At 39.3% G+C, this 22,120-nt stretch carries 21 protein-coding genes and 1 pseudogene; 8 read left to right on the forward strand and 14 right to left on the reverse strand.

Annotation, left to right across the window (positions count from 1 at the left end):
- Positions 1-39 precede the first annotated feature (39 nt).
- Positions 40-1,119, forward strand: coding sequence for an AI-2E family transporter (locus ACSVDJ_RS17805; protein WP_439167692.1), 1,080 nt, complete (start codon positions 40-42; stop codon positions 1,117-1,119).
- Between the two features lie 86 nt (positions 1,120-1,205).
- Complete coding sequence (locus ACSVDJ_RS17810; RefSeq protein ID WP_439167693.1) at positions 1,206-2,021, forward strand: alpha/beta fold hydrolase; 816 nt, start codon at positions 1,206-1,208, stop codon at positions 2,019-2,021.
- 30 nt (positions 2,022-2,051) lie between these two features.
- Here the strand turns inward: ACSVDJ_RS17810 and ACSVDJ_RS17815 are convergent, their stop codons facing one another.
- The 3 genes from ACSVDJ_RS17815 to ybaK form a co-directional block, all read right to left on the reverse strand.
- Positions 2,052-3,116: a hypothetical protein gene (locus tag ACSVDJ_RS17815; RefSeq protein WP_439167694.1), complete on the reverse strand. Its 1,065-nt coding sequence runs from the start codon at positions 3,114-3,116 to the stop codon at positions 2,052-2,054.
- A 197-nt stretch (positions 3,117-3,313) separates the two neighbouring features.
- The gene (locus ACSVDJ_RS17820) at positions 3,314-3,598 is read right to left on the reverse strand and encodes a hypothetical protein (protein ID WP_439167695.1); all 285 of its coding nucleotides are present in this window, start codon (positions 3,596-3,598) and stop codon (positions 3,314-3,316) included.
- 143 nt (positions 3,599-3,741) lie between these two features.
- Positions 3,742-4,218 carry a Cys-tRNA(Pro) deacylase gene (gene ybaK, locus ACSVDJ_RS17825; RefSeq protein ID WP_439167696.1) on the reverse strand — a complete coding sequence of 159 codons (477 nt, stop codon included), beginning with the start codon at positions 4,216-4,218 and terminating at the stop codon, positions 3,742-3,744.
- A 78-nt stretch (positions 4,219-4,296) separates the two neighbouring features.
- Between ybaK and ACSVDJ_RS17830 the strand changes: the two genes are divergently transcribed.
- Both ACSVDJ_RS17830 and scpC read left to right on the forward strand, forming a co-directional pair.
- Positions 4,297-4,947, forward strand: a complete 651-nt coding sequence (locus ACSVDJ_RS17830) for a LytTR family DNA-binding domain-containing protein (protein WP_439167697.1) — start codon at positions 4,297-4,299, stop codon at positions 4,945-4,947.
- A gap of 122 nt (positions 4,948-5,069) precedes the next feature.
- Complete coding sequence (scpC, locus tag ACSVDJ_RS17835) at positions 5,070-6,593, forward strand: succinyl-CoA:acetate CoA-transferase ScpC (RefSeq protein WP_439167698.1); 1,524 nt, start codon at positions 5,070-5,072, stop codon at positions 6,591-6,593.
- A 176-nt stretch (positions 6,594-6,769) separates the two neighbouring features.
- Here scpC and desB read toward each other — a convergent pair whose 3' ends face one another.
- Positions 6,770-7,861: a Delta(10) desaturase DesB gene (desB, locus tag ACSVDJ_RS17840; RefSeq protein WP_439167700.1), complete on the reverse strand. Its 1,092-nt coding sequence runs from the start codon at positions 7,859-7,861 to the stop codon at positions 6,770-6,772.
- Positions 7,862-8,165: 304 nt separating this feature from the next.
- Between desB and ACSVDJ_RS17845 the strand changes: the two genes are divergently transcribed.
- The 4 genes from ACSVDJ_RS17845 (at position 8,166) to ACSVDJ_RS17860 (ending at position 10,025) form a co-directional block, all read left to right on the forward strand.
- A complete protein-coding gene (locus ACSVDJ_RS17845; protein ID WP_439167702.1) occupies positions 8,166-8,324 on the forward strand; it encodes a hypothetical protein in 159 nt (52 codons plus the stop codon).
- Positions 8,325-8,471: a transposase gene (locus tag ACSVDJ_RS17850; RefSeq protein ID WP_518620703.1), complete on the forward strand. Its 147-nt coding sequence runs from the start codon at positions 8,325-8,327 to the stop codon at positions 8,469-8,471.
- A 54-nt stretch (positions 8,472-8,525) separates the two neighbouring features.
- Positions 8,526-8,663 carry a hypothetical protein gene (locus ACSVDJ_RS17855; RefSeq protein ID WP_518619567.1) on the forward strand — a complete coding sequence of 46 codons (138 nt, stop codon included), beginning with the start codon at positions 8,526-8,528 and terminating at the stop codon, positions 8,661-8,663.
- Between the two features lie 168 nt (positions 8,664-8,831).
- On the forward strand, positions 8,832-10,025 hold the full coding sequence (locus tag ACSVDJ_RS17860; protein ID WP_518619569.1) for an ABC transporter permease: 1,194 nt from the start codon (positions 8,832-8,834) through the stop codon (positions 10,023-10,025).
- Between the two features lie 251 nt (positions 10,026-10,276).
- Here the strand turns inward: ACSVDJ_RS17860 and ACSVDJ_RS17865 are convergent.
- The 10 genes and pseudogenes from ACSVDJ_RS17865 to msmX form a co-directional block, all read right to left on the reverse strand.
- Positions 10,277-11,458 (reverse strand): annotated as a pseudogene (locus ACSVDJ_RS17865) (IS4 family transposase); the annotation flags it as partial.
- A gap of 194 nt (positions 11,459-11,652) precedes the next feature.
- On the reverse strand, positions 11,653-12,816 hold the full coding sequence (trpB, locus tag ACSVDJ_RS17870; RefSeq protein WP_439167705.1) for a tryptophan synthase subunit beta: 1,164 nt from the start codon (positions 12,814-12,816) through the stop codon (positions 11,653-11,655).
- Between the two features lie 125 nt (positions 12,817-12,941).
- The gene (locus ACSVDJ_RS17875; protein WP_439167707.1) at positions 12,942-13,655 is read right to left on the reverse strand and encodes an ABC transporter permease; all 714 of its coding nucleotides are present in this window, start codon (positions 13,653-13,655) and stop codon (positions 12,942-12,944) included.
- A complete protein-coding gene (locus ACSVDJ_RS17880; protein WP_439167708.1) occupies positions 13,652-14,497 on the reverse strand; it encodes an ABC transporter ATP-binding protein in 846 nt (281 codons plus the stop codon). Before ACSVDJ_RS17880 ends, ACSVDJ_RS17875 begins: the two co-directional genes overlap by 4 nt.
- 158 nt (positions 14,498-14,655) lie before the next feature.
- Positions 14,656-15,678, reverse strand: a complete 1,023-nt coding sequence (locus ACSVDJ_RS17885) for a LytTR family transcriptional regulator DNA-binding domain-containing protein (protein ID WP_439167941.1) — start codon at positions 15,676-15,678, stop codon at positions 14,656-14,658.
- A gap of 128 nt (positions 15,679-15,806) precedes the next feature.
- Entirely contained in the window at positions 15,807-16,709 is a 903-nt protein-coding gene (gene purU, locus ACSVDJ_RS17890) for a formyltetrahydrofolate deformylase (protein WP_439167710.1), read from the reverse strand.
- An 87-nt stretch (positions 16,710-16,796) separates the two neighbouring features.
- Positions 16,797-18,182, reverse strand: a complete 1,386-nt coding sequence (locus ACSVDJ_RS17895; RefSeq protein WP_439167712.1) for a sigma-54 interaction domain-containing protein — start codon at positions 18,180-18,182, stop codon at positions 16,797-16,799.
- A gap of 104 nt (positions 18,183-18,286) precedes the next feature.
- On the reverse strand, positions 18,287-19,063 hold the full coding sequence (locus ACSVDJ_RS17900; protein WP_439167713.1) for a 3-hydroxybutyrate dehydrogenase: 777 nt from the start codon (positions 19,061-19,063) through the stop codon (positions 18,287-18,289).
- Positions 19,064-19,077: 14 nt separating this feature from the next.
- Positions 19,078-20,493: a GntP family permease gene (locus tag ACSVDJ_RS17905; RefSeq protein WP_439167714.1), complete on the reverse strand. Its 1,416-nt coding sequence runs from the start codon at positions 20,491-20,493 to the stop codon at positions 19,078-19,080.
- Between the two features lie 440 nt (positions 20,494-20,933).
- A complete protein-coding gene (msmX, locus tag ACSVDJ_RS17910; protein WP_439167715.1) occupies positions 20,934-22,064 on the reverse strand; it encodes an oligosaccharide ABC transporter ATP-binding protein MsmX in 1,131 nt (376 codons plus the stop codon).
- Between the last annotated feature and the right edge of the window lie 56 nt (positions 22,065-22,120).

The raw sequence follows: 22,120 nt of genomic DNA on the forward strand, positions 1-22,120 counted from the left end.
CTCGGTATAATAAAGCTAGTAGAGAAAGGAAGTGAGTGCATGACTCATAAAACTTGGTTTCAATTCGGGATTGGCATTATCCTTCTACTTGTCATTATTAGGATGTTCAGAGAAGTACAAGATATTTTCTATCCATTGATGATCGTGATAGAAACGGTCTTTTTACCAATTTTACTGGCCGGTGTTTTATTTTACTTAACACGTCCGATGGTTAACTGGCTCGACGGGAAACGTTTCCCTAAATGGTCTTCCATTTTAATTGTTTTCGCCTTACTTTTTGGAGTATTTTGGATGTTGTCAACGATCATTGGCCCGCTTGTAAATGAACAAATGACAAAGCTGATTAAAAATACCCCTCGAATGTTTCACGCAGCCGAAGAAGGTATTAGTTACATAATGAATCAACGAGAGCGACTGCCAGAAAGTGCAATGCAAGCAATTGAGGAAGCTCTTAATAAAATTCAAGCAATGGCTATGTCTTTCGGTACTTGGTTGATTAACTTTATTCAATCATTGCTACAAGCAACCATCTCGATCGTATTAGTTCCGTTCTTCTTGTTTTATATGTTGAAGGATCGTGAAAAATTCACTCCGTTTATCACTCAGTTTTTCACTGGGAATCGTAAAGAGTGGGTACAGAAGACGCTAGGTGATTTAGACAACACATTAAAATCCTATATACAGGGGCAACTTTTTGTTAGTTTTCTCATAGGAGTTATGCTCTTTATTGGATATTTAGTCATTCGATTAGATTATGCACTCCTTTTAGCACTATTCGGCATGGCAACGAATGTCATTCCATTTTTAGGCCCTTACTTAGCGGTCGCTCCTGCTCTATTAGTAGCATGGGCACAAGACCCTCAACTAGTAATTTATGTATCGATCATTATGCTCGTAGCGCAGCAAATTGAGTCGAATTTAATTTCACCGAATGTAATGGGTAAAGCGCTTGATATTCATCCATTAACGGTTATTACTGTTATCCTTACTGCCGGAAATTTAGCTGGTATTTGGGGAGTTATTTTAGCCATTCCTGCTTATGCCGTCATCAAAACCATTGTCGTCAACTTGTACGATATGCGTCGGGAAATTAAACAAGCAGCGACTAAAAATGTGTAGTCAGACTGTCCTCGGACAGTCTTTTTCTCTTTAAAGATATTTCGATCAATAAAAGAACATACTTAAGACCAAAGGGGGAAAATAAGATGAGTCACCTGAGAAAAAACACCTTAATTGCACTCCTTATCGTCTTTAGTTGCATCGGTTATTATTTACTTACTCAAACAAAAGCAGCGACTGCGCCTCCCTCTAACGTTACGGTATTTGTTCATGGCTATAAAGGGACAGCCGTTTCTTTCCGTTCGATGCTCCATCGTTTCGAAAATGAGCATCAATGGGGCAAGCAAGCTCTCGTCTGCAAAGTGACGAAAGATGGCCGTATTTTGATCTCTAAAGTGCATCGTTATACAGCGAAGGACCGCTTGTTCGTTCAAGTCATATTTGAAAATAACCGAGCGAGCTTTAAGGATACCGCTTACTGGCTCTCTGAAGTGATGAACACGTTGAAGACCCATTATCGTATTGATCAGGTCAATCTAGTCGGCCACTCGATGGGTGGAATTGTGTCTACAAAATTTTTAGAGGATTATCAACACACAAATAAATATCCATATGTTGATAAACTAGTTGTGATCGGCAGTCCGTTTAAAGGGGTAAAAGAAGGAGCTTACTTGAAAACGAACATAGGAGGAGCTGCATATGACTTGATGCCTAATTCTTCTGCCGTTCAACAACTAGATCACAATAAAGAGGCTTTCCCGAAGCATGTACAAGTGCTCACAATTGCTGGAGTTGGTGATCAATTAGTGACCGTTGATAGCGCACTAGCGATTAAACACATCGTCCCTAAAGAAAACTATACCGAAGCCACCATTTTGGACCGCCACATTAACCATAGCGGCTTACATGAAAGCGATGAGGTTAATGCGCTAATCGGACAATTTTTATGGAACGAGAAATGAGAGCCAGAAATCGCTTCTGGCTCTCTCGTTTTAAAGTTTTTCTAAAATATGATGGCAAACGTGACTGATAATCGTTGGATCTTTCCTTTGTTCATATAATGTTTCGATTTGATCTTTGTATTGCTTGCTTTCTGCTAAATAACGAGTCGCTCTTTTCATTAAAGTACTGTATTGATCGGCCACTTCATTGATTTTCGTTGCATTTTTTTCATCGGTTCCTTCTTCGATAATTTCTTCATAAAGGTCAATAATACGATCAGACGGTCTGTCAGGAAAATATTCATGTGGGGCTGTGCTGTCGAATATAGCAAAGTCCAACTCTCTAGCGATCACCATGTCTATACTGTTTGGGTCAAAGCCACAATGATACACTTCTGTGCTATAGCCTCGCTCCTCTGCGGCAGCGACAATTTTCTTCATCATTGTTGACTTTCCTGAACCTGGTCGCCCTTTAATAAAGTAGCGATTGTTAAGATTCTCAGTTAAATTGTCGATGAAGTCCACCGCTCCTTTCGGGGTCGCCGCACCGAGAAAGCGATGTTTACTTACTGCTGTCTTCCGATATTGATCGTTTCCAGGAATGAGCTGCTGAATAATGTTGGCCGTCAGTTGATTCGCTCGCCGTTGATCGAGTGCTTGAATGTAAATATGCTCCCAGTCATCATGCACTTCAAGCGCCTTTCTAAAACAAACATAAGCCTTTGTTGTGGCTGTATTCGCTTTTTCTACAAACTCAAGTATTTCCTGTGCTGCTCGTTCAGAGACAGGCTTTCGTTCTGGAATGGTGACATACTGTTTGTTCGCCCCCGCGATTTCTTTAGCAGAAAGACTATACGCATACACAGCTGCTTTTTTATCCGTCATGATGACCCCTTCAAGGGCATCTGGATCAGAGGCACAGTGAACGAATTCCACATTCATTCCCAACTCTACACAACGCTCAGCCAATCGTCCGATACAAGCCTTTCTGTCCGCTTCTGTTCCACCATCTACAATAAACACTTGCTCGATCCCCTGAAGGTTCGTTTCAAGTAAGCTATAAAACCCTTTCGCCGTGTTGCCTCGTGTAAAATAACGAATCGCTTGATCGCTCATACTTACACCTCTTTATCGATCGATTTAAACTGGTCTCACTATTTATATATATGATGATCAAAAGTGGTTTATGTTCAGAGAGAGTCGGAGAAGGTTTGCTAAGGTTGATCAAATTACCCAAACACACGAAAAAGAGGTAGCCCCAGTTTGGAGGCTACCTCTCATGTACTAATAACAATTGTCGTTGTTCAGATCCCTTACTTGAAAATTTCTCGGTGAACTTCTTTGATGTTGTTTAGTGCATCGTCTAGACATTCATATTCTTGCCCGATTTTGTAGCTTTTCACATTCATTAATGAGCAATCTTCACCTGGATTGTGTAATACTTTTAAATATTCTTCCGTAGATCCTTCGACTTCTCCAAACTTGCCTTCATGAAAGACCGCTTGAGAATGCTGAAGTTTTTCGTAAATAACTAAGAAATCCTCTTTAATTTCACCGTCAAAATAATTTCTTGAATCAAGTAAGTTGACAACAACCATTATTATTTTCACTTCCTATTCTTTTGTTATGCCCACATTATATATCAAAAAAAGCAAAAAAATACCATGTTCATTATCTTTTCATCAAAAAGTCACATAACATTAACAGAAGCTTCACATAATATTCAAGGTTGTCATATCTTTTACTTGACCAGATCAAATTGGGCATTGCCGTTTGTTAAATTGATTAGATCAGCCGCTTTTAATTCGAGCTGGATGCCGATTTTTCCCCCGCTAACAATCAGTGTCTCTAGCGAGTTGGCACTTGCATCAATAAAAGTCGGATATAGCTTTTTCATGCCAATCGGTGAGCAGCCACCTCGAATATAACCTGTATGTTTTTGAATATCCTTCACAGGTATCATTTCAAGCTTTTTCTCTCCCGCCGCTTTAGCTGCTTTTTTTAAATCTAGCTCTTCTGCCACCGGAATCACGAATACGTATAAATCCTTCCCTCCACTCGTGACTAACGTTTTATAAACGATTTCCTGATTTTTACCGATTTTATTGGCAACGGAAATACCATCAATTTTTCCGTCCTTATTTTCATATACTAATGTCTCATAGGTCAATTTAGCGGCATCAAGCAGCCGCATCGCATTTGTTTTTGCTTTGCTCATTGATCTCTTCCTTTCTTCCTTCTTTCATAGGATCTTGATAAGATAAGTATATACGATAAGCAAGAAGAGGTGGAGATTATGGATAACCTTACAGTGACTTCTATTATGGATGTGATGAGGACATTTCTTCCATACAATACATCTGTGGCCGTGTCAGATGCAGAAAAGTTTATTTATTACCAGCCGAGTAAACTTGTGGATTTACAAATTCGTCCTGGTGAACCTTTTAAAAAAGGCGGCGTAACAGGAAAGGCGATTTCAGAAAAGCATACTGTTTCCGAATACATCGATAGCGAGGTGTATGGCACACCTTATTATGCCATGGCCGTCCCACTATTTAGTGGAGATCAGGTGACCGGTGCGGTAACAACGATTTTCCCTGCGAAGCCGTCACCGATCTCAACCAATTTTTTTACGATAAAATCAGAGGATTGTTGGTATCCTATTCCTTATAAAGATGTGATCTATTTGGAAGCAGAAAGTCGTAAAACAAAGGTACAAGCTGTCAACCGAGAAGGCTATCATAAGCTGAATTTAACTGAGCTTGAATTTTTATTGCCGGTAGATCATTTTATTCGCGTCCATCGTTCCTACATTGTCAATGTCAACTTCATTCAGGAAATTCAGCCGGATTCTCACTCTACTTTCCTGCTCATCATGAAGAATAAAATAAAGATACCAGTGAGCCAAACCTATTCCAGTTTGTTCAGAAAATCACTTAACTATTAACTTTCTGTTCCATGTATGATATATTCTGTTTCGGTGCAAATTAAAGGCTTTTCATGCAAAAGCGGATGAGCAAGCATCAGAAAGTTGATAGAATATTTAAAAAAGTAAGAGGGGGATTATTTGTGAATTCTCGAATCACAGAACGTTTGCGCAATACAAAATTACAATCGTTAATTGTATCTGCCGATGAGGCTGCCTCTTGGATTAAGGACGGAATGACTCTTGGACTAAGTGGTTTCACACGTGCTGGGGATGCGAAAGCTGTCCCAATGGCATTAGTGGACCGTTCTAAAGATGAACCATTTAAAGTTGATGTATACACTGGAGCTTCACTTGGGTTTGATATTGATAAATTAATGGCGGAAGCGGGGATCGTTAATAAACGCTTACCGTTCCAAGCAGACCCAGCGATGCGCAAGAAGATCAATCAAGGAGAAATGTACTTCACAGATCAGCATTTATCTCATGTCGCTGAAATGGTGCGAGCTGATGTATTAAATCCCATTGATTTCGCGATTGTCGAAGCGGTAGCTATTACAGAGGATGGAGCGATTATCCCAACAACATCTGTCGGAAACTCCTCTATTTTCTTAGAGAAAGCAGAAAATATCATTATTGAACTGAACGTAGCTCAACCGTTAGCTCTTGAAGGTCTACATGATATTTATGAAACAGGTGAACAGGGCCAACGCTCGCCGATTCCACTGACCTCTGTAGATACCAGAATCGGTACGAAAGGCGTTTATGTAGACGTTAATAAAATTAGAGGAATCGTGTTGACGGATGATTTAGACTCTCCTTCAACGATCACACCTCCAGATGAGGATACGGCAACAATGGCCAACCATTTAATTACGCTCTTTCGGGAAGAAATTAAAGCTGGCCGTTTAACGAATACGTTGGCTCCATTACAATCAGGGATCGGTACAGTAGCTAACGCGGTGCTTCACGGATTATTGGATTCAGAATTTGAAGATCTGGAAGTGTATTCTGAAGTATTACAGGATGCAGTATTTGATTTATTAGATAGCGGCAAAGTTCGCTTTGCTTCTGGGTGCTCCATCACATTGTCCGAAGCAAAAATGAAGCAAGTGTTTGCGGATATGGATAAATATAGTGATCAACTCGTGTTGCGTCCACAAGAGATTTCCAACCATCCTGAAATCATTCGTCGTCTCGGTCTAATTTCCATCAATACCGCTCTAGAAGCAGATATTTATGGAAACATTAACTCAACTCATGTCGGCGGCACAAAAATGATGAATGGAATCGGCGGCTCTGGAGATTTCGCTCGCAATTGTCGTTTAGCGATCTTTGTCACTAAGTCGATTGCGAAGGACGGCAAGATTTCAAGCATCGTGCCATTTGTCTCTCACGTCGACCATACGGAGCATGATGTCGATGTCCTTGTTACAGAACAAGGCTACGCTGACTTACGTGGTTTGGCACCAGTGGAACGCGCTCGCACTATCATTAATAACTGTGTACATCCAATGTATAAAGAGCAAATCTCTGCTTACTTTGATGAAGCACTAAAACGCGGTGGACATACGCCACATGTGTTAGCAAAAGCCTTTTCTTGGCATACGAACTTCGCTGAAAATGGCACGATGCTTAAAGAAGAATTTGCTACAACTAAATCATAATCTTTGCTAACGTCTGCAAGGTAGTTTAGACACCTTTGTGAAGACTAACCCCAGACTTCCAATCTCAAAGATGCGCTTTTATGTCTAAACTGCCGGGCGTTAATATAAAACAATACACTCCTAATACTGTCAAAGAAGAGGGTTGCTTATGAATAGCGACCCTCTTCTTTTCTTGTCTAACGACTAACAGAATCATTCGACTTCTCTTTTGTTGTCTTTTCTGATGTTACTTTTTGTTTAATATTGGAAGGTTCTAATCCATGTCCAAGTGTCCCAAACTTTGTTCCTGGAAATGGATCAACTAGCTCGGTCTGGTTATTGTATATACGCGGTGTCTTATAAAGAGCTGCTAGCGCTTGTGTTAACGGCATTTCATGATAGCGCTCCGGCCAGCGCTTTTTCAATTCGGCTTTCACGAGCGGATAGTATTTAGAACTCATTCCGGGAAATAAGTGATGCTCCGTATGGTAAGAAAAATTGAAATGAAGCATGTCTACCCATTTTGGAACGGTAACCGTTAAACTGTTAGCCAGTGGATCATTCACTGGTGTCATCGGATTTAGACGATGATTCGTCGCAATGTAAGCCATAACAATAAAGTTACCGATTAACAACGGAATAACAAACGCAAACAGCCATTTTAACGGACCAATTAGGAATAGAAGCCCAATCCATGTCACCCACGGCAAAAGCAACTGAAACCAAACGGACACGCGTTTATCTGGCTTGAATTCTAAAATAAACCGTTTAAACATTCGGAGCGAATGAAACGTAAATGTAATCGCTAAAAACGCCATACCTAAAAACCCTCGCAGTGAAGTTGGAAGCTTGTATATCCCCTTCAGTAACGGACTTTTGGCAAATTGTTCAATGGTCGGCCATGCATCGGGGTCCTTTTCTTCATCTTGCGTGTGGATATGATGTGTCATATTGTGCCACTTCCTCCATAGACGCGGACCTGTACTTAACGGAAAAAAGGCAATTCCTCCTGTTAAATCACGCAACCATGCTTTTCTAACGACGGTTCCATGCAAAATTTCATGTCCAAGTAGCCCCATCGAAGCAAAGGAAGAGCCTAAGATTACAGCTATCGGCACATAAAGCCATACATTCAAATCAGTCAAACTAATCGTCAATATTCCTGCGATAACAATCAATAAATGAACGAAACCAGCCCATAATCTCTCAGGAGCAGGCTTAAACGCTTGTTTAGGAAGGTGCGGCGCAATGCGTGCAGCATACCAACCAAATGATTGAAGCTCTTTCACTAAACGTCCCTCATTTCAATTTTTTGTTCTTCTTCAATATTGTCCGAAAACTCAAAATTATAAACCCTATCCTATCACTCGATTTTCACCTTTGTCAATCAAAATTATGACTAGGTATTAAAATAAGATATCATAAATAGATCCCAAAATAAATTTCACGAAAAAAAGGGGGCTGTCCAGAAAGTCAGTGAAAACTGACTTTCTGTGACAGCCCTTCTTCATTTATGGAAAAAAGCCCACAAAAAAATCGCCCTTTATAGTAAAATGAAGTTACCACACCACATTTCAAAAGGAGCGATTTTTTATGAGCAATCCAAAGATTACTACTGACCATTATAACACGCAAATGAGCCTTCCTCTAGAGGTAAAAGAAGAAACTTCCGTTTCCAAGCGAACGCTTTCCCCCACATTTAAACCGTATCAATCCTCCCAAAGCCAAACAATCCTAGACATTGAAGCTTAGATTCCTGAACATCACGTCGCACGGGTGATTGATGAAATGATCGAAGTGATCCCTGATGAGCAATTGTTTGCCTATTATTCAGGTGGCGGTCGAAGCTCGTACCATCCGAAAATGATGTTGAAAGTAATTTTGTATGGCTATTCCTAAAAGGTATACTCGTGCCGTGGCATCGAAAAGCTCACAAAAGAAAACCTTCCGACGATGTGGCTAGCTACGATGCAACAGCCCGATTTCCGCACGATTAATGAATTTCGTGGACAACGTATGAAAGCGATGATGGACGAATTGTTTGAAAAGATGATTCTGAAGTTAATCGTTAATATCGGTATAGGTTGCTAAACAATGTGCTTAAGCTAAAGTAATCAGGTTTAGGAAGAACTTTAAGATATATGGTTCATATTAGGAAATGAATTTAGGGAAAAGCAATTCATATATTGCAGTGAAGATAGATGAATATTTGGTGCACTCTATGTTTTTGAGAAAATTCATGAAAGTGTGGGTGTATTAATGGATATAAAAACATTATGGGGTTTAAGGTTTCAGGAATTTTATAGAAAGATGTTCAGATACTATTCAATCATTGGTGCGAATGTTGTTTACTTTTTTCTGATCATTAGTAGTATCTTTATTTATTATTTTAATTTATTTCTACAGTGGATACCTTCTCAAATATCTGTTGAAGTAATCTTATCACTATTTGTAACCTACACTTTAAAACAGACAAAAGTTCGTACTTTTGTTAAAAGGGCAGATATAATCTTTTTGTTGCCATTAGAATGGGGATTAAAGCCTTATTTTATTAAATCACTTATATATAGTTTTGTTATTGATGTTATTAAATTGGTAAGTTTCATAACTGTTTTTTTATCCCTATTTTTGCACACAACTAATATAAATCTTCTCTTTCTTTTTTTTATAGTGGGGATTGCTGCTTATAACATTTTAATGAAGTGGACTGAACAATGGTTAAAGACCCATGTACAATTTGTGTTACATAGGCTAAATAGGTTTTTTTCAATATATTTAATGTGTTACTTTTTGTTTAATAATGAATGGATTTTTGAGCTTGTTTTAATGAGTATAAATTTCATCTATTTAATTTATTTTATAGGAAAAAAAAGAAATCTGAATTGGCAATGGCTAATAGTTGAAGAAGAAAGTGCCTTATTAAGTAACTTTAAATTTATTAATATTTTCATGGATGTCCCTAATCTTAAACGTTCTTTTCGGAAAAGACGTTTGCTTACTATGTTTTTGAAAAGGTGTATTCCATATAGTCAGAGTAGTACATTCGTATATTTATACTCACACTTGTTTGTAAGATATAATGATTACTTTTACCTTTATCTAAGACTAACTGTAATTGGCATATTTGCTAATTATGCTATACCAACAAGTGGTTGGATTTTTACTCTCCTAATTTTACTTATGACTGGACTTCAAGTAATTCCTTTACAACATGAAATTAAACAAAGTGTATTACTTTATCCTATTTCTAAATCCCAGATGAATGATTCTTTCTTAAAGTTTGTCTTGGTTATATTATATGCACAATTGTTTATTCTATATTTCACTCGTTTCATTCATACTTCTACTGCTAAAATATACTATCTTATAATTGGAAGTTTATTTGTTTATCTATTTGTATATTTCTTTGTATCAAAGAGAGTCAATGTCTCAGGAAGTGCCTTTAAAGAATAACGTGATATTCAACTAACGGAGGCTTCAGCTTAACAAGCCAAATAAAAAGTCGGTTCCTTAGCGTGCTGGAATCCGACTTTTTTTAGGTTGAAATTTGCTTAGCGTACAAAATTTCCGAAATGTTGGCTGTACCCCATGCCCATCAAGCTAACGACAGAAACTGTTAGAGGCGTGGTAATTATTGTTCCAACACCGGTGAGTATCAGAAAAGTAAGCATGACAAAGAAACCTATTAAAATATGATTTTTTCGCTAGGCAGCTTGTTTCCGCTTTACTGTCGTTTCATACACGATACCGAGAATGTCAAAGACTGTCTTCTTCTGATACCGATGACACTTACGCCCATTCTTTTTAAACAATTGATAGAGGCGATAGAGAAGTTTTAAGAGTTCATGTGTGCCACCAGACATGGCCTCAAATAATAATGGAAAATAGTCCTTAATCATATAAATCGACTTGTATTCGCTTAGCTCTTGTTTTTTCTTTTCCAGCAGGAGCTGTCGCATTTGAAACATCGTGGAAGAACACAGAAGAATCCCGATGAGTTGTCCATATAAATGGCATTCTAAGCGTTCTTTTTTGATGTTTTTACACTCATCGATCTCAAAGAAAGATTTCCATGTTTTAAACAAAATTTCTATTTGCCAGCGTAATGAATACAAAGCGTGTACGTAATTCGTTTGTACTTTTTTTGTTGATGTGTTTGTGATATATACGTTGATTCCCATTAGTTGTTTACTTTTTTCTTTCATGACAATACCTTTCTTTTTCTCACGTACAGCTTGGTTTTTTAGACGTGTTTCGGTTTGATCATTCGTTAATCGATGGACAATGACACGTGTCGGTAATTTCTGAATTTGGCCAATATAAGCTTCCGAAATTTCCATGGTCTCACCTAGTTTCAGTTCTTTCATAATTTGTGCCATATCAAGCTGAATATATTCGGTCTGTTTCTTCATTGTACCGTTCTTGAAATATTCTGGCTCAGGGTTCTTGATATAAATGCGTGTATTCAACTTTAAGCGTGAGGTATAGTAGGCTTCTTTCTCATGAATGGTTTGTAAATCCCGCAAATCAAAATAACCTAAGTCACGCAGGCATAAATCACCTGCCTGCACGCTTTCAAGACAATCCGTGCCATAGGTTTTGTCATTATTTTTACCCGGTCCTAGCTGCACGTTTAAGAATTGTCCACTCAGTAAATCGTATTCTAATTGGATCTTTACACCTGCCGTGTGACTACTTCCACCTGAACCTTGATAATCATTTGCGAAGGCATCTGGCAGCTGAAACACCGTCGCATCCAAAATCCGAATACGTTTAAAAGCAGAAATCATGTGTGAAGATAGCGATTGTGTCGCACAAAGTTTTTGTGTTAGGAGTGAAGTAAAGACTTTTCTGAGGAAGGCGACAGCTGCTGAATTAAAGCGTTGTAATTCTTGTGAGAATAGATGTAATTCTTCAGAAAGCGAGAGGTCCATGAAAAAACGTCACCCTTTTCAAGTATTTTACTGAAAGAATAACGTTTTTTTCATTTTGGGGGAAATTCGTTTCTTTAGCTTGATGGGCATGTGGTACTACCCCAAAAAGCCGAGATTCAACGATAACCTTGAATCTCGGCCTTTGATTATTTCTTCATCATTTCAAATACTTGTTGAACGTCTTTATCCCCACGGCCAGAAATGTTAACAATAATAACTTGATCCTGCTTCATATCTGGAGCCATTTTGATTGCATGAGCAACAGCGTGAGAGCTTTCAAGAGCTGGAATGATCCCTTCTGTACGTGACAGCGTTTGAAAGGCATCCAGCACCTCCTGATTAGTTACCGTATAATACTCAGCGCGACCCGATTCTTTTAATTCACTATGTTCTGGACCAACGCCTGGATAATCAAGCCCGGCCGCAATCGAATAGGTCGGCTGTGGATTGCCCTCTTCATCCATTAACACGAGGCATTTGAAACCGTGCAAGACAGCTGGCTTTCCTTTCGTTAAAGAAGCTGCTTGATCTGGTTCCACTCCAATTAAGCGAACAGACGGCTCTTTTAAATAGTGAGCAAACGCCCCTATCGCATTGCTTCCACCACCGACACAAGCGATAACTGCATCCGGCAAGCGTCCTTCCTTTTCGAGAATTTGTCGCTTCGACTCCTCACTAATAATCGAATGGAAATGCTTCACCATCGTTGGATACGGGTGAGGACCAACGGCAGAGCCTAATAGGTAGAATGTGTTTTTATAATTAGCGATAAGATCATTCAACGCTTCGTCTACAGCATCCTTTAAACGACCTTGACCCTTTTCAACCGAAACGACTTTCGCCCCTAATAACTCCATCCGGAATACATTCAATGCTTGGCGGCGAATATCCTCTGCGCCCATGTAAATAACGCATTCCATGCCAAACATGGCACAAACAGTCGCGGTCGCTACGCCATGTTGGCCTGCACCTGTCTCAGCGATGACCCGCTTCGCTCCCATCTTTTTCGCTAGCAAAATTTGCCCCATGACGTTATTGATCTTATGTGATCCCGTATGGTTTAAATCCTCCCGCTTTAAATAGATTTTCGCTCCACCTAACTGCTTAGTTAACTGGCTAGCATACGTCAGCGGATTTTCGCGACCGACGTATTCTTTTAAATAATATTTAAATTCCTCGATAAACTCTGGATCATCTTTATATTTATGAAATTGCGCGGCAATATGATCTAATGCCTCTTTCATCTCAGGTGGTACAAAGCTACCACCAAACTGTCCGAAATATCCCTCTTCTAACTGTACTTTACTCATCTCTCTCTTCTCCTCTCAAATTCCAATAACTATTCTGAAAATTTATTTATTACTATAACAAGATCTTTTTTTTCCGTCAATGATAAAAGAGGTGACCTCTGCACCTTAAGGTCACCTCTTTTCAATTACTTATCAAATCGGCGTTTATTATAGATGACGAAACAAACGATCAGACTAGCTATTATCCAAATAAGCAAATTCAACACATTCGTTTTAATACTTGAAAACGTTCCTACTTCCATCGCCTTAGTCATTCCGATTACTAAATGATCCGATGGTAAATAAGAAACCAACCTGAGCAACATTTCATTTTCAATCATATATTTGACACTAGGTCCTAACATCATCAAGAACATAAACGGTACTCCGTAAATAGATGTTTGCGTCACATTTTCAGAAATCAAACCAATAATCGTTCCAAAAATTGTAAATAAAAACGCCGATAGCAAAATAACTCCAGATGTTAACCATATATTTTTCATATCTGTTCCTAAAATAGCAAAACATATACAACAAATAACGATCGTAGCAATAAAAGTTAGCAAGCTTTTGCCGATTAAAATTTCTGCTGGTCTTGCTGGTGATAACATTAAGACACGTAATGTATTCTTCTCTTTATCTTCAGCAATTAATAAAGATTGAATGTAGCATGTCACTACTGTGAAAATAATTAGAAGTGGTTTTGTAGCGGCTTCCGGAGTGTCTCCCCCATCAACTTTACTATTTAAAAAAGCAAACAAAATTGGCAATGCTACCATGATTAATATTTGTGAATTTGTCTTTAAGTCTTGATACTCTTTCGTAACAAGTGCTGAAATCCGCTTCATTGACAAGCTCATACTAAATCCCTCCCCGTTAATTGAATGAAGATATCTCCTAATGTTGGCTCGTTCGAATGAATGGAAATAAGCTCCCCATTTCGAATATACTCTTGGATTTTGGCTCCACCCGCTTCATCCATTTTCAACGTTTCTTTTTTTTCATTTTTTAACATGAGTTCAATCGTATAGTCTGTATATTGGAGACGAAGCTTTTTCGGCTCACCCAATGCAACAATTTCGCCGTTATTTAAGAAAGCAACACGATCACATAACGATTCTGCTTCCTCCATATTATGAGTGGTTAAAAAGATCGTCGTTCCTTCTTCATTTAAACGGCGCAATCCATTGTGAATATGCTGTACATTCGCCGGGTCTAATGCCGATGTTGGTTCATCTAAAAATAATAAATCTGGTTTATGCAATAACGCTCGCGCTAATGTCACACGTTGCTTCATTCCTTTAGATAACTTTTTCACTAACGTTTTCTTTTCATTTAATAGATTCACTTCATTTAAGACTTCGTCAATTCGCCATTCGTTGACATCGTACAATTTGGCAAATAGAGAGAGGTTATCATAAATACTCAAACGTTCATATAACCCGCTATTATCTGTTAGAATACCGATGCGCTTTAAGTGATCATGATTCACTTTTTTAATGTCTGTTCCGAAAACCCTTACTTCTCCATTTGAATGAAGTAACTGGGAAGTAAGGATTTTGACCGTTGTTGTTTTCCCCGATCCACTCGGGCCGAGCAATCCAAAAATCTCTCCTTTTTTAATGGTAAAATTAATATTTTTCAAAGCGGTTTTGTGTCCAAATGTTTTCAACAATTGGCTCACTTCAATAATGTGGTCCATCTCGATCGCTCCTTTATGATTCCGTTTGTAATTAGTAGATGGTTACATCATAAAAGGAAACTCAAAGTCCCACCTTATTTTTCCTGTGAACAGATCGAAAAAATGCTGAGTGATGCTTATGTATAATTCAATCCTTCATTTAGGCCGTTCAAATTTCACTACAATCCTAAAATCCCTTTCAATTCATCAAAACGCGCTTTCGATAAAGGGATCGAACTTTTCTTGTCATCATCAAGAACTAAGCTATAGCTGTTTCTTGTCCACGTAATTACTTCACGCACTCGCTGTAAATTGACAATATAGGAACGATGGCAGCGAAAGAAACCAAATGCCTTTAGCTTCTCCTCTAAATCATTGAGTGTAAACGAGCAAGGAAAGCTCCCTTCCGATAAATGCAAGTGTGAGACTCCTTCTTGGCTTTCTATATAATGAATTTCTGGAGGATCAAATAAAATCACTTTTTCTTTCACTTTTGCTGGAATCTTTTCAAGCTTCATTGGCTTCAGAACTTCCGTGGATTCCTCATCCGCTCGTTGGTTTTCCGGCTCATCCTCGTCCACCTCAATTTTTTTCAAGCCTTCTTCATTCAACCAATAAACTTCATTCGTTAAAGACAATGCATCTTCTAAAAAAGATGTTATGATTAAGATCGCTTTTTGCTCCTTTTGCAATTGTCGAATCGCATTTCGAATAATGATGGCACTTTCAATATCAATGTTTTGCTCTGGCTCCTCCAACACAACTAAATCATAATTATTTATAATTGCCCGCCCTATCTGCAAACGTCTTTTTTCCGAAAAAGTTAGCTTGGCAGTTTTCACCTCTTTCTTGTCCAACAAACCAAGCAGTTGAACCACTTCATCAACCGTCCTATCAGATTCCGACATTTTTTGAAAGAAAGCTAAGTACTCTTTCACTTTTAATCTCTCATAAAGACCATCATCTAAAAAACAAGCACTTATTTCCCGGAAAATATTTGAGTCACTTTTCAGATCATTTCCTTTGAAGTATACATAGCCTTTTGAAGCTACTTCCTCTCCTAAAATAATTTTTATTAGCATATTTCCTAGATGTTGGTTACAGCGAATGACCACACATTGACCTCGATCAATTTGAAAGCTAATCGTCGGCAATAATGTCGTATTTCCTATTTTTTTCGATAAGTTTTTTACAGATAGCAATTGCGTCACAAAACAACCTCCATTAAATGAATTTTTTACCAAGTGAAATTTCAAAAAAAAGCTACCCTTAAGCTCATTGCATGGAAATAATCCATATAACAAGGTCCTTAAGGGCAGCTCACTACTAATTAACGGAAGACAATGGTTTTATTTCCGTGTACAATTACACGGTCTTCTAAATGCCACTTAACTGCACGTGCTAGTACACGACGTTCAATCGACTGACCAATTTTCTTCAAGCCAGCTACATCGTCACGATGGTTCACCCGCTCAATATCCTGTTCAATAATCGGACCTTCATCCAAGTCATTCGTTACGTAGTGCGACGTGGCTCCAATCAATTTCACTCCGCGTTCGTGCGCCCGCTCATACGGTCTTGCACCGATGAAAGCAGGGAGGAAAGAGTGATGAATGTTAATAATTTGATTCGGAAAATGACTGACGAAATCCTCCGTTAAAATTTGCATATAACGAGCCAAAACGATCACATCGACTTCGTATTCTTTCAACAGTTGAATTTGTTGCTGCTCTACTTGCTTGCGAATGTCTTTATTAGCTGGGATATAATAAAACGGGATACCAAGCGCTTCTACCATCCCTCTCGTACTCTCGTGATTACTAATAACAAGAGCGATATCGGTTGGCAGATCTCCGCTTTGCCACTCCCAAAGCAACTCAAGCAAGCAATGAGGTTCTTTAGAAGCGAAGATGGCCATCTTCTTTCGTTCCTCAGCATATGTAAATTGATACTCCATAGCAAACTCCGATGCTAGCACATCAAAATCTTTCTCCATTTGCGCCGCATTTTCTGCTAAATTCGGACGATCAAACTCAATTCGAATGAAAAAGGTGCCGCCTTCTGGATTATTAGAATATTGATTCGACTCAATAATATTGGCTTCATGTTCAAATAAAAATTTAGAAATAGCCGCGACAATTCCCGGACGATCCGGACATTTGACTAGCAATCTTCCACGACTACCTAGCTTCTCCTCTTGAAGTAAAGGTTTTGTCTGCACGTTCGTTTTCATAGTTTGAACCTACCTTTTTGCGATAATTAATTATTCATTATACCGCAAGAAAAACAGAATGAAAATAATTTTCTGACACCATTATGCTCATAAACCATATAATTTACATTTGTCATACAAGCTCGTTTTACTAATCCCTAATAACTTAGCTGCTTCTAGTTTATTATTTCCTGCCTTCTTCAATGCTAGTTCTAAAGCCGATTTCTCCGCTTGAGCTAACATTTGTTTTAATGGAAGCACGGCTTGCTCTTCTCGTTCATGTAATTTCGTGACAGTCGGTTCTTCCTGCAAATAAAGAGGTAAATGATGCAATTGAATGACCTTACCATCTAAGACATTCACAGCCCGCTCTAATACATTTTCTAATTCTCTAATGTTGCCAGGCCATGAATGGAGCAGCAAACGATTTATCACTTTTAAAGAGATCGTCAGTTGCTCGCGACTAAATGTTTTTGCTAGCTTTTTTACTAACATGTGAGCAATGGTAGGCAAATCCTCTTGACGCTCGCGTAAAGAAGGAATGTCAATTTTCATGACGTTGAGTCGATAATACAAATCTTCGCGAAACTCTCCCTGATGCACCATTTCTTCTAAATTACGATGAGTAGCAGCAATGACGCGAACATCAACCGGAATCGGCCTTTGCCCACCGATCCTCTCAATCTCTTTTTCCTGTAGCACGCGAAGCAGCTTTCCTTGCATTAGTAACGGCATATCTCCTACCTCATCTAGAAAGATCGTTCCGCGATGAGCGAGCTCGAACTTTCCTTTTTTCCCACCTTTCGTTGCCCCGGTAAAAGCTCCCTCTTCATAGCCAAACAGTTCGGATTCTAGCAATGGCTCAGGGATCGCCGCCGAATTCACTCGCACAAACGGAAACGCCGCTCGCTGGCTCGCCCCGTGAATCGCATGAGCAAATAACTCCTTTCCCGTACCAGAAGGCCCCATTAGTAGTACCGATGATTGACTTCCTGCCACGCGCTGAGCCAACTTTTTTGCTTCTTTAAACGTCGAGTTCTCGCCAATTAAGTCCGCAAAGCTATACTTGCTTTGCAACTCTTTTTCAAATTTCTTTTTATAATATTTCAGCTCTTCAAGAAAAGGTTGGACTTTTTCCGAATAAGCCATCCAATCCTCAGAATTACGAAACATGACGGTACCGACGGCTCCAACTAGCTCTTCATTTACATATAAAGGATAGCGATTAGCAATCATTTCATTGCCTTTAATTGGATGAATCGAAGCAATTTCCGGCTGTGACGTCTGGACGATCAGATGCATTCTCGTATTTTCGATAACATCGCGCACATCTTTCCCTATTGCTTCGGAGACGGTCGTTCCGAGATAGTCGCAATAAGCTGCGTTAATATAAATAATGATACCTTTACAGTCAACTACTACTACCCATTCTGCGGCGATATTAATCATTTCCTCAAGCCATTCATAAGGCAACTTACTGACTAATCTCTTCATATCTACAATTCCCGTCCTTCCCTTTTGTTTACTATTATTATAGTAACAAAAATTGGGACAAAAAAACCTTTCAAGCAATGAATCACTTGAAAGGCGATCGTTTTCTATTGCACCGTATATCCTCCATCGAGAACGACCGCTTGACCGGTCACTCCCTTTGCTTTCTCACTAGCTAGGAAAATCGCATAATCAGCGATTTCCTCTACACCAAGAAGGCGCCTTTGTGGAACGAGCGGATAAATCACTTCTTCCAACACATTTTCTAATGGCACATTTCTCGTTTTCGCTAAATCCTCCAATTGGCCGCGCACAAGCGGTGTGTCCACATACCCTGGACAGAGAGCATTGACTGTTATGCCGTGAGCAGCCGTCTCTAGCGCAGCTACTTTCGTTAAGCCAATAACGCCATGCTTGGCACTGTTATAAGCTGCTTTCCCAGCAAAACCAACAAGGCCATTAATAGACGCCATATTAATAATTCGACCCGAGCCATTTCTCTTCATAATCGGTAAGGCGTGCTTAATAAAAACAAAAGGTGCGGTCAGCATCACTTGGATCAACAGCTCAAACTTCTCTGTTGAAAATTGTTCAAGCGGTGCTACATGCTGCAACCCTGCATTATTCACTAAAATATCGACCGCCCCAAATTGATCAACCACAAATTGAAGGCACTCTTGTACTTGCTGTTCATTCGTCACATCGCAAGCAACCGCTGCTACGTCAAACCCTTGTCCTTTCAACTGCTCCGCCGCTGCTTTGGCCGCTTCTTCCTTTAAATCAGCGATCACTACTTTCGCCCCTTCTTTCGCAAAAGCACGGGCCACTTCTAACCCAATCCCACTCGCTGAACCTGTCACTAAAGCTACTTTTCCTGTTAACATTTTTCTTTCCCCCTTTACACTAATCCCGTTAAGCTATACATTGCGATAATAAAGAAGACCGCTACTGTTTTAATAATCGTAATGGCGAAAATATCACGATAAGATTGACGATGAGTTAAGCCTGTCACTGCTAATAGCGTAATAACTGCTCCATTGTGCGGCAATGTATCCATGCCTCCAGAAGCCATCGAGATCACACGATGCATTACTTCTGGTGGAATATTGAACTCATTGATAGCAGCTAAATACTTGTCTGCCATCGCACTCAAAGCAATCCCCATGCCGCCCGAAGCAGATCCTGTAACCCCCGCGAGAGCAGTCGTTGTTACCGCTCCATTGACGAGCGGGTTCGTAAACGTTTCAGAAATCCCTTTACTGATGACCGTAAAGCCTGGTAAAGAAGCAATCACGCCGCCAAAACCATACTCGGCTCCCGTATTCATCGCCGCCAGTAAAGCGCCTCCAATCGATGCATTGATCCCCGTTTGGAAATTAAGCTTGACTCGCTTCCAGTTATATAAAAGCGCCGCAATAATCCCCGTTACTAATGCCATTTGTACGGACCAAATCGCCACAACCGACGGCAATTCTACTTTTCCGAACGCCTCTAACCCAATATCAGCAAAATCAAAACCATTCGGATACCATTTCGGCAAAGTCTCTGTAAATACTTTATTCATCACCGCCACGAGAATGAGCGGAACAAATGCCAATACTCTTCTAGCAGTCGATTCTTTTTCGTTTGAAATCCCATCATTTGTTTCTTCTTCAACAATTTCATGATTGATTCCGTAATAACCTTCGCCAGCATTTACCGCTTTTCGACGACGGCTTTCAAGATAAAGCATCCCGATCATAAAAACAAAGATCGCACCAATAATGCCAAGAATAGGAGCAGCATAAATATCTGTTTTGAAAAAAGTTGTTGGAATGACGTTTTGGATTTGTGGTGTACCCGGTAACGCGTCCATCGTAAACGTAAACGCCCCAAGCGCAATCGTTCCTGGAATTAACCGCTTCGGAATGTCCGCTTCCATAAATAAGTTTTTCGCAAACGGATAAACCGCAAATACAACGACAAACAAGCTGACACCGCTGTACGTTAAAATCGCACACATCAGAACAATCGCTAGCATCGCTTGCTTCGCCCCAACCCACTGAACGATCGTCTTCGCAATCGACTCAGCAATCCCGGACATTTCGACCACCTTACCGAAAATCGCCCCTAACAAAAATACAGGGAAATAAAGTTTAATAAATCCGACCATCTTCTCCATGAAAATATTAGAGAAAAACGGAAGCACAAAGTTCGGATCTGTCAAAAACACCGCTAACAATGCGCAAATCGGCGCAAATAAAATAACAGAAAACCCACGATAAGCGACAAACATTAATAGTCCTAATGCCAACAAAATAATGACTAAATCCATTCCTCAACCCCCTTGTTTTTTAACCCTTGCTTTTAACTAAAAATGCAAATTTCGTGCCAAACGGAGAGGATATGTAAATAGTAACCATTTCGAAGTTTTTTCCTGTTTTACGGAAATACCAAAAGTTTATTTTCCAGAATAGCGGAAAATTCCAGAATAATGGAATGTAGAAGGAATCAAGTAACATTAGTTTGATCCATACAGAAAGTCAGACACAAATGACGATGAAGCAGCCTTGATGTTTATAAGAATGATAGATAGAGGGTTTAGATACTAGAGAGGAGAAAAGTGATTGAGGTTTACTGAATTCACCAATTTATACGTCACACATAAAGATAGAAGAAGGCATGATTATACTCTGCCTTCTTCTATGATATTCCTATAGAAATTCTGCTCCAAAAAGGACTTATTAGCCTTAAGAAACTACCTTTCTAAATCACTTAGTAAGCAGCTCTTTCCTTTGTTTCTTTTTCTGTGTGAATGCGTCGCTCAGTTTCTCCATCAAAAAAATGGGCCTTGTTCATATCTAATGCTAAAGCTAATTGTTGACCTTGTTTCACTTCTGTGTCAGCATCAACGCGTGCAACAAAGTTTTGGCCTTTAATATGGGAGTAAACTATGGTTTCAGCCCCCATCAACTCTGCCACATCTACTTTGACATTTATTTTTGTATCTCCTGACACATCAATGAACGCAGGATCATCACGGAAATGCTCTGGGCGAACACCTAAAATGATTTCCTTATTGACATAACCTTGATCACGTAATGCTTTCATTTTTTCTTCTGGCACAGCAATGCTTACTTCACCGATTTGGAAGCTCTCACCTTTTAGCTTGCCTTTAAAAAAATTCATTGCAGGAGAGCCAATGAAACTACCAACAAATACATTTTCTGGTTTTTCGTACACGTCTTTTGGTGCACCCACTTGTTGAATAATCCCATCTTTCATTACAACGAGACGAGTTGCCATTGTCATTGCTTCCGTTTGATCGTGTGTAACGTAAATGGTGGTAGTCTGTAAACGCTGATGTAATTTAGTAATTTCAGCGCGCATTTGGACGCGCAGCTTTGCATCCAAGTTGGATAAAGGCTCGTCCATCAAGAAAACTTTCGCATCTCGAACAATCGCACGTCCTAAAGCAACACGCTGACGTTGACCGCCGGAAAGAGCTTTCGGTTTACGATCTAAATATTTTTCTAGGTCGAGAATGTGCGCAGCATCTTTTACGCGGCGATCAATTTCATCTTTTGAAAATTTACGCAATTTTAAACCAAATGCCATATTATCATATACATTCATATGTGGATATAAGGCATAGTTTTGAAATACCATCGCAATATCACGGTCTTTCGGCGCCACATCGTTTACACGTTGCCCATCGATATAGAGATCACCTTTTGAAATCTCTTCAAGACCAGCAATCATACGGAGAGTCGTTGATTTACCACAGCCTGAAGGGCCAACAAATACAATAAATTCTTTCTCTGGAATATGAAGATTAAAGTCTGTAACAGCTGTAACATTTTTATCGTAAGTTTTATATATGTTTTTCATCTGCAATTGAGCCATTTTGTAATCCTCCACTTGAACTTCCTATAAATATACAAAGCAATTACTTTTTACGC

This window comes from Bacillus sp. Hm123 (assembly GCF_051842975.2).
Taxonomy (GTDB): Bacteria; Bacillota; Bacilli; order Bacillales; family Domibacillaceae; genus Bacillus_CE.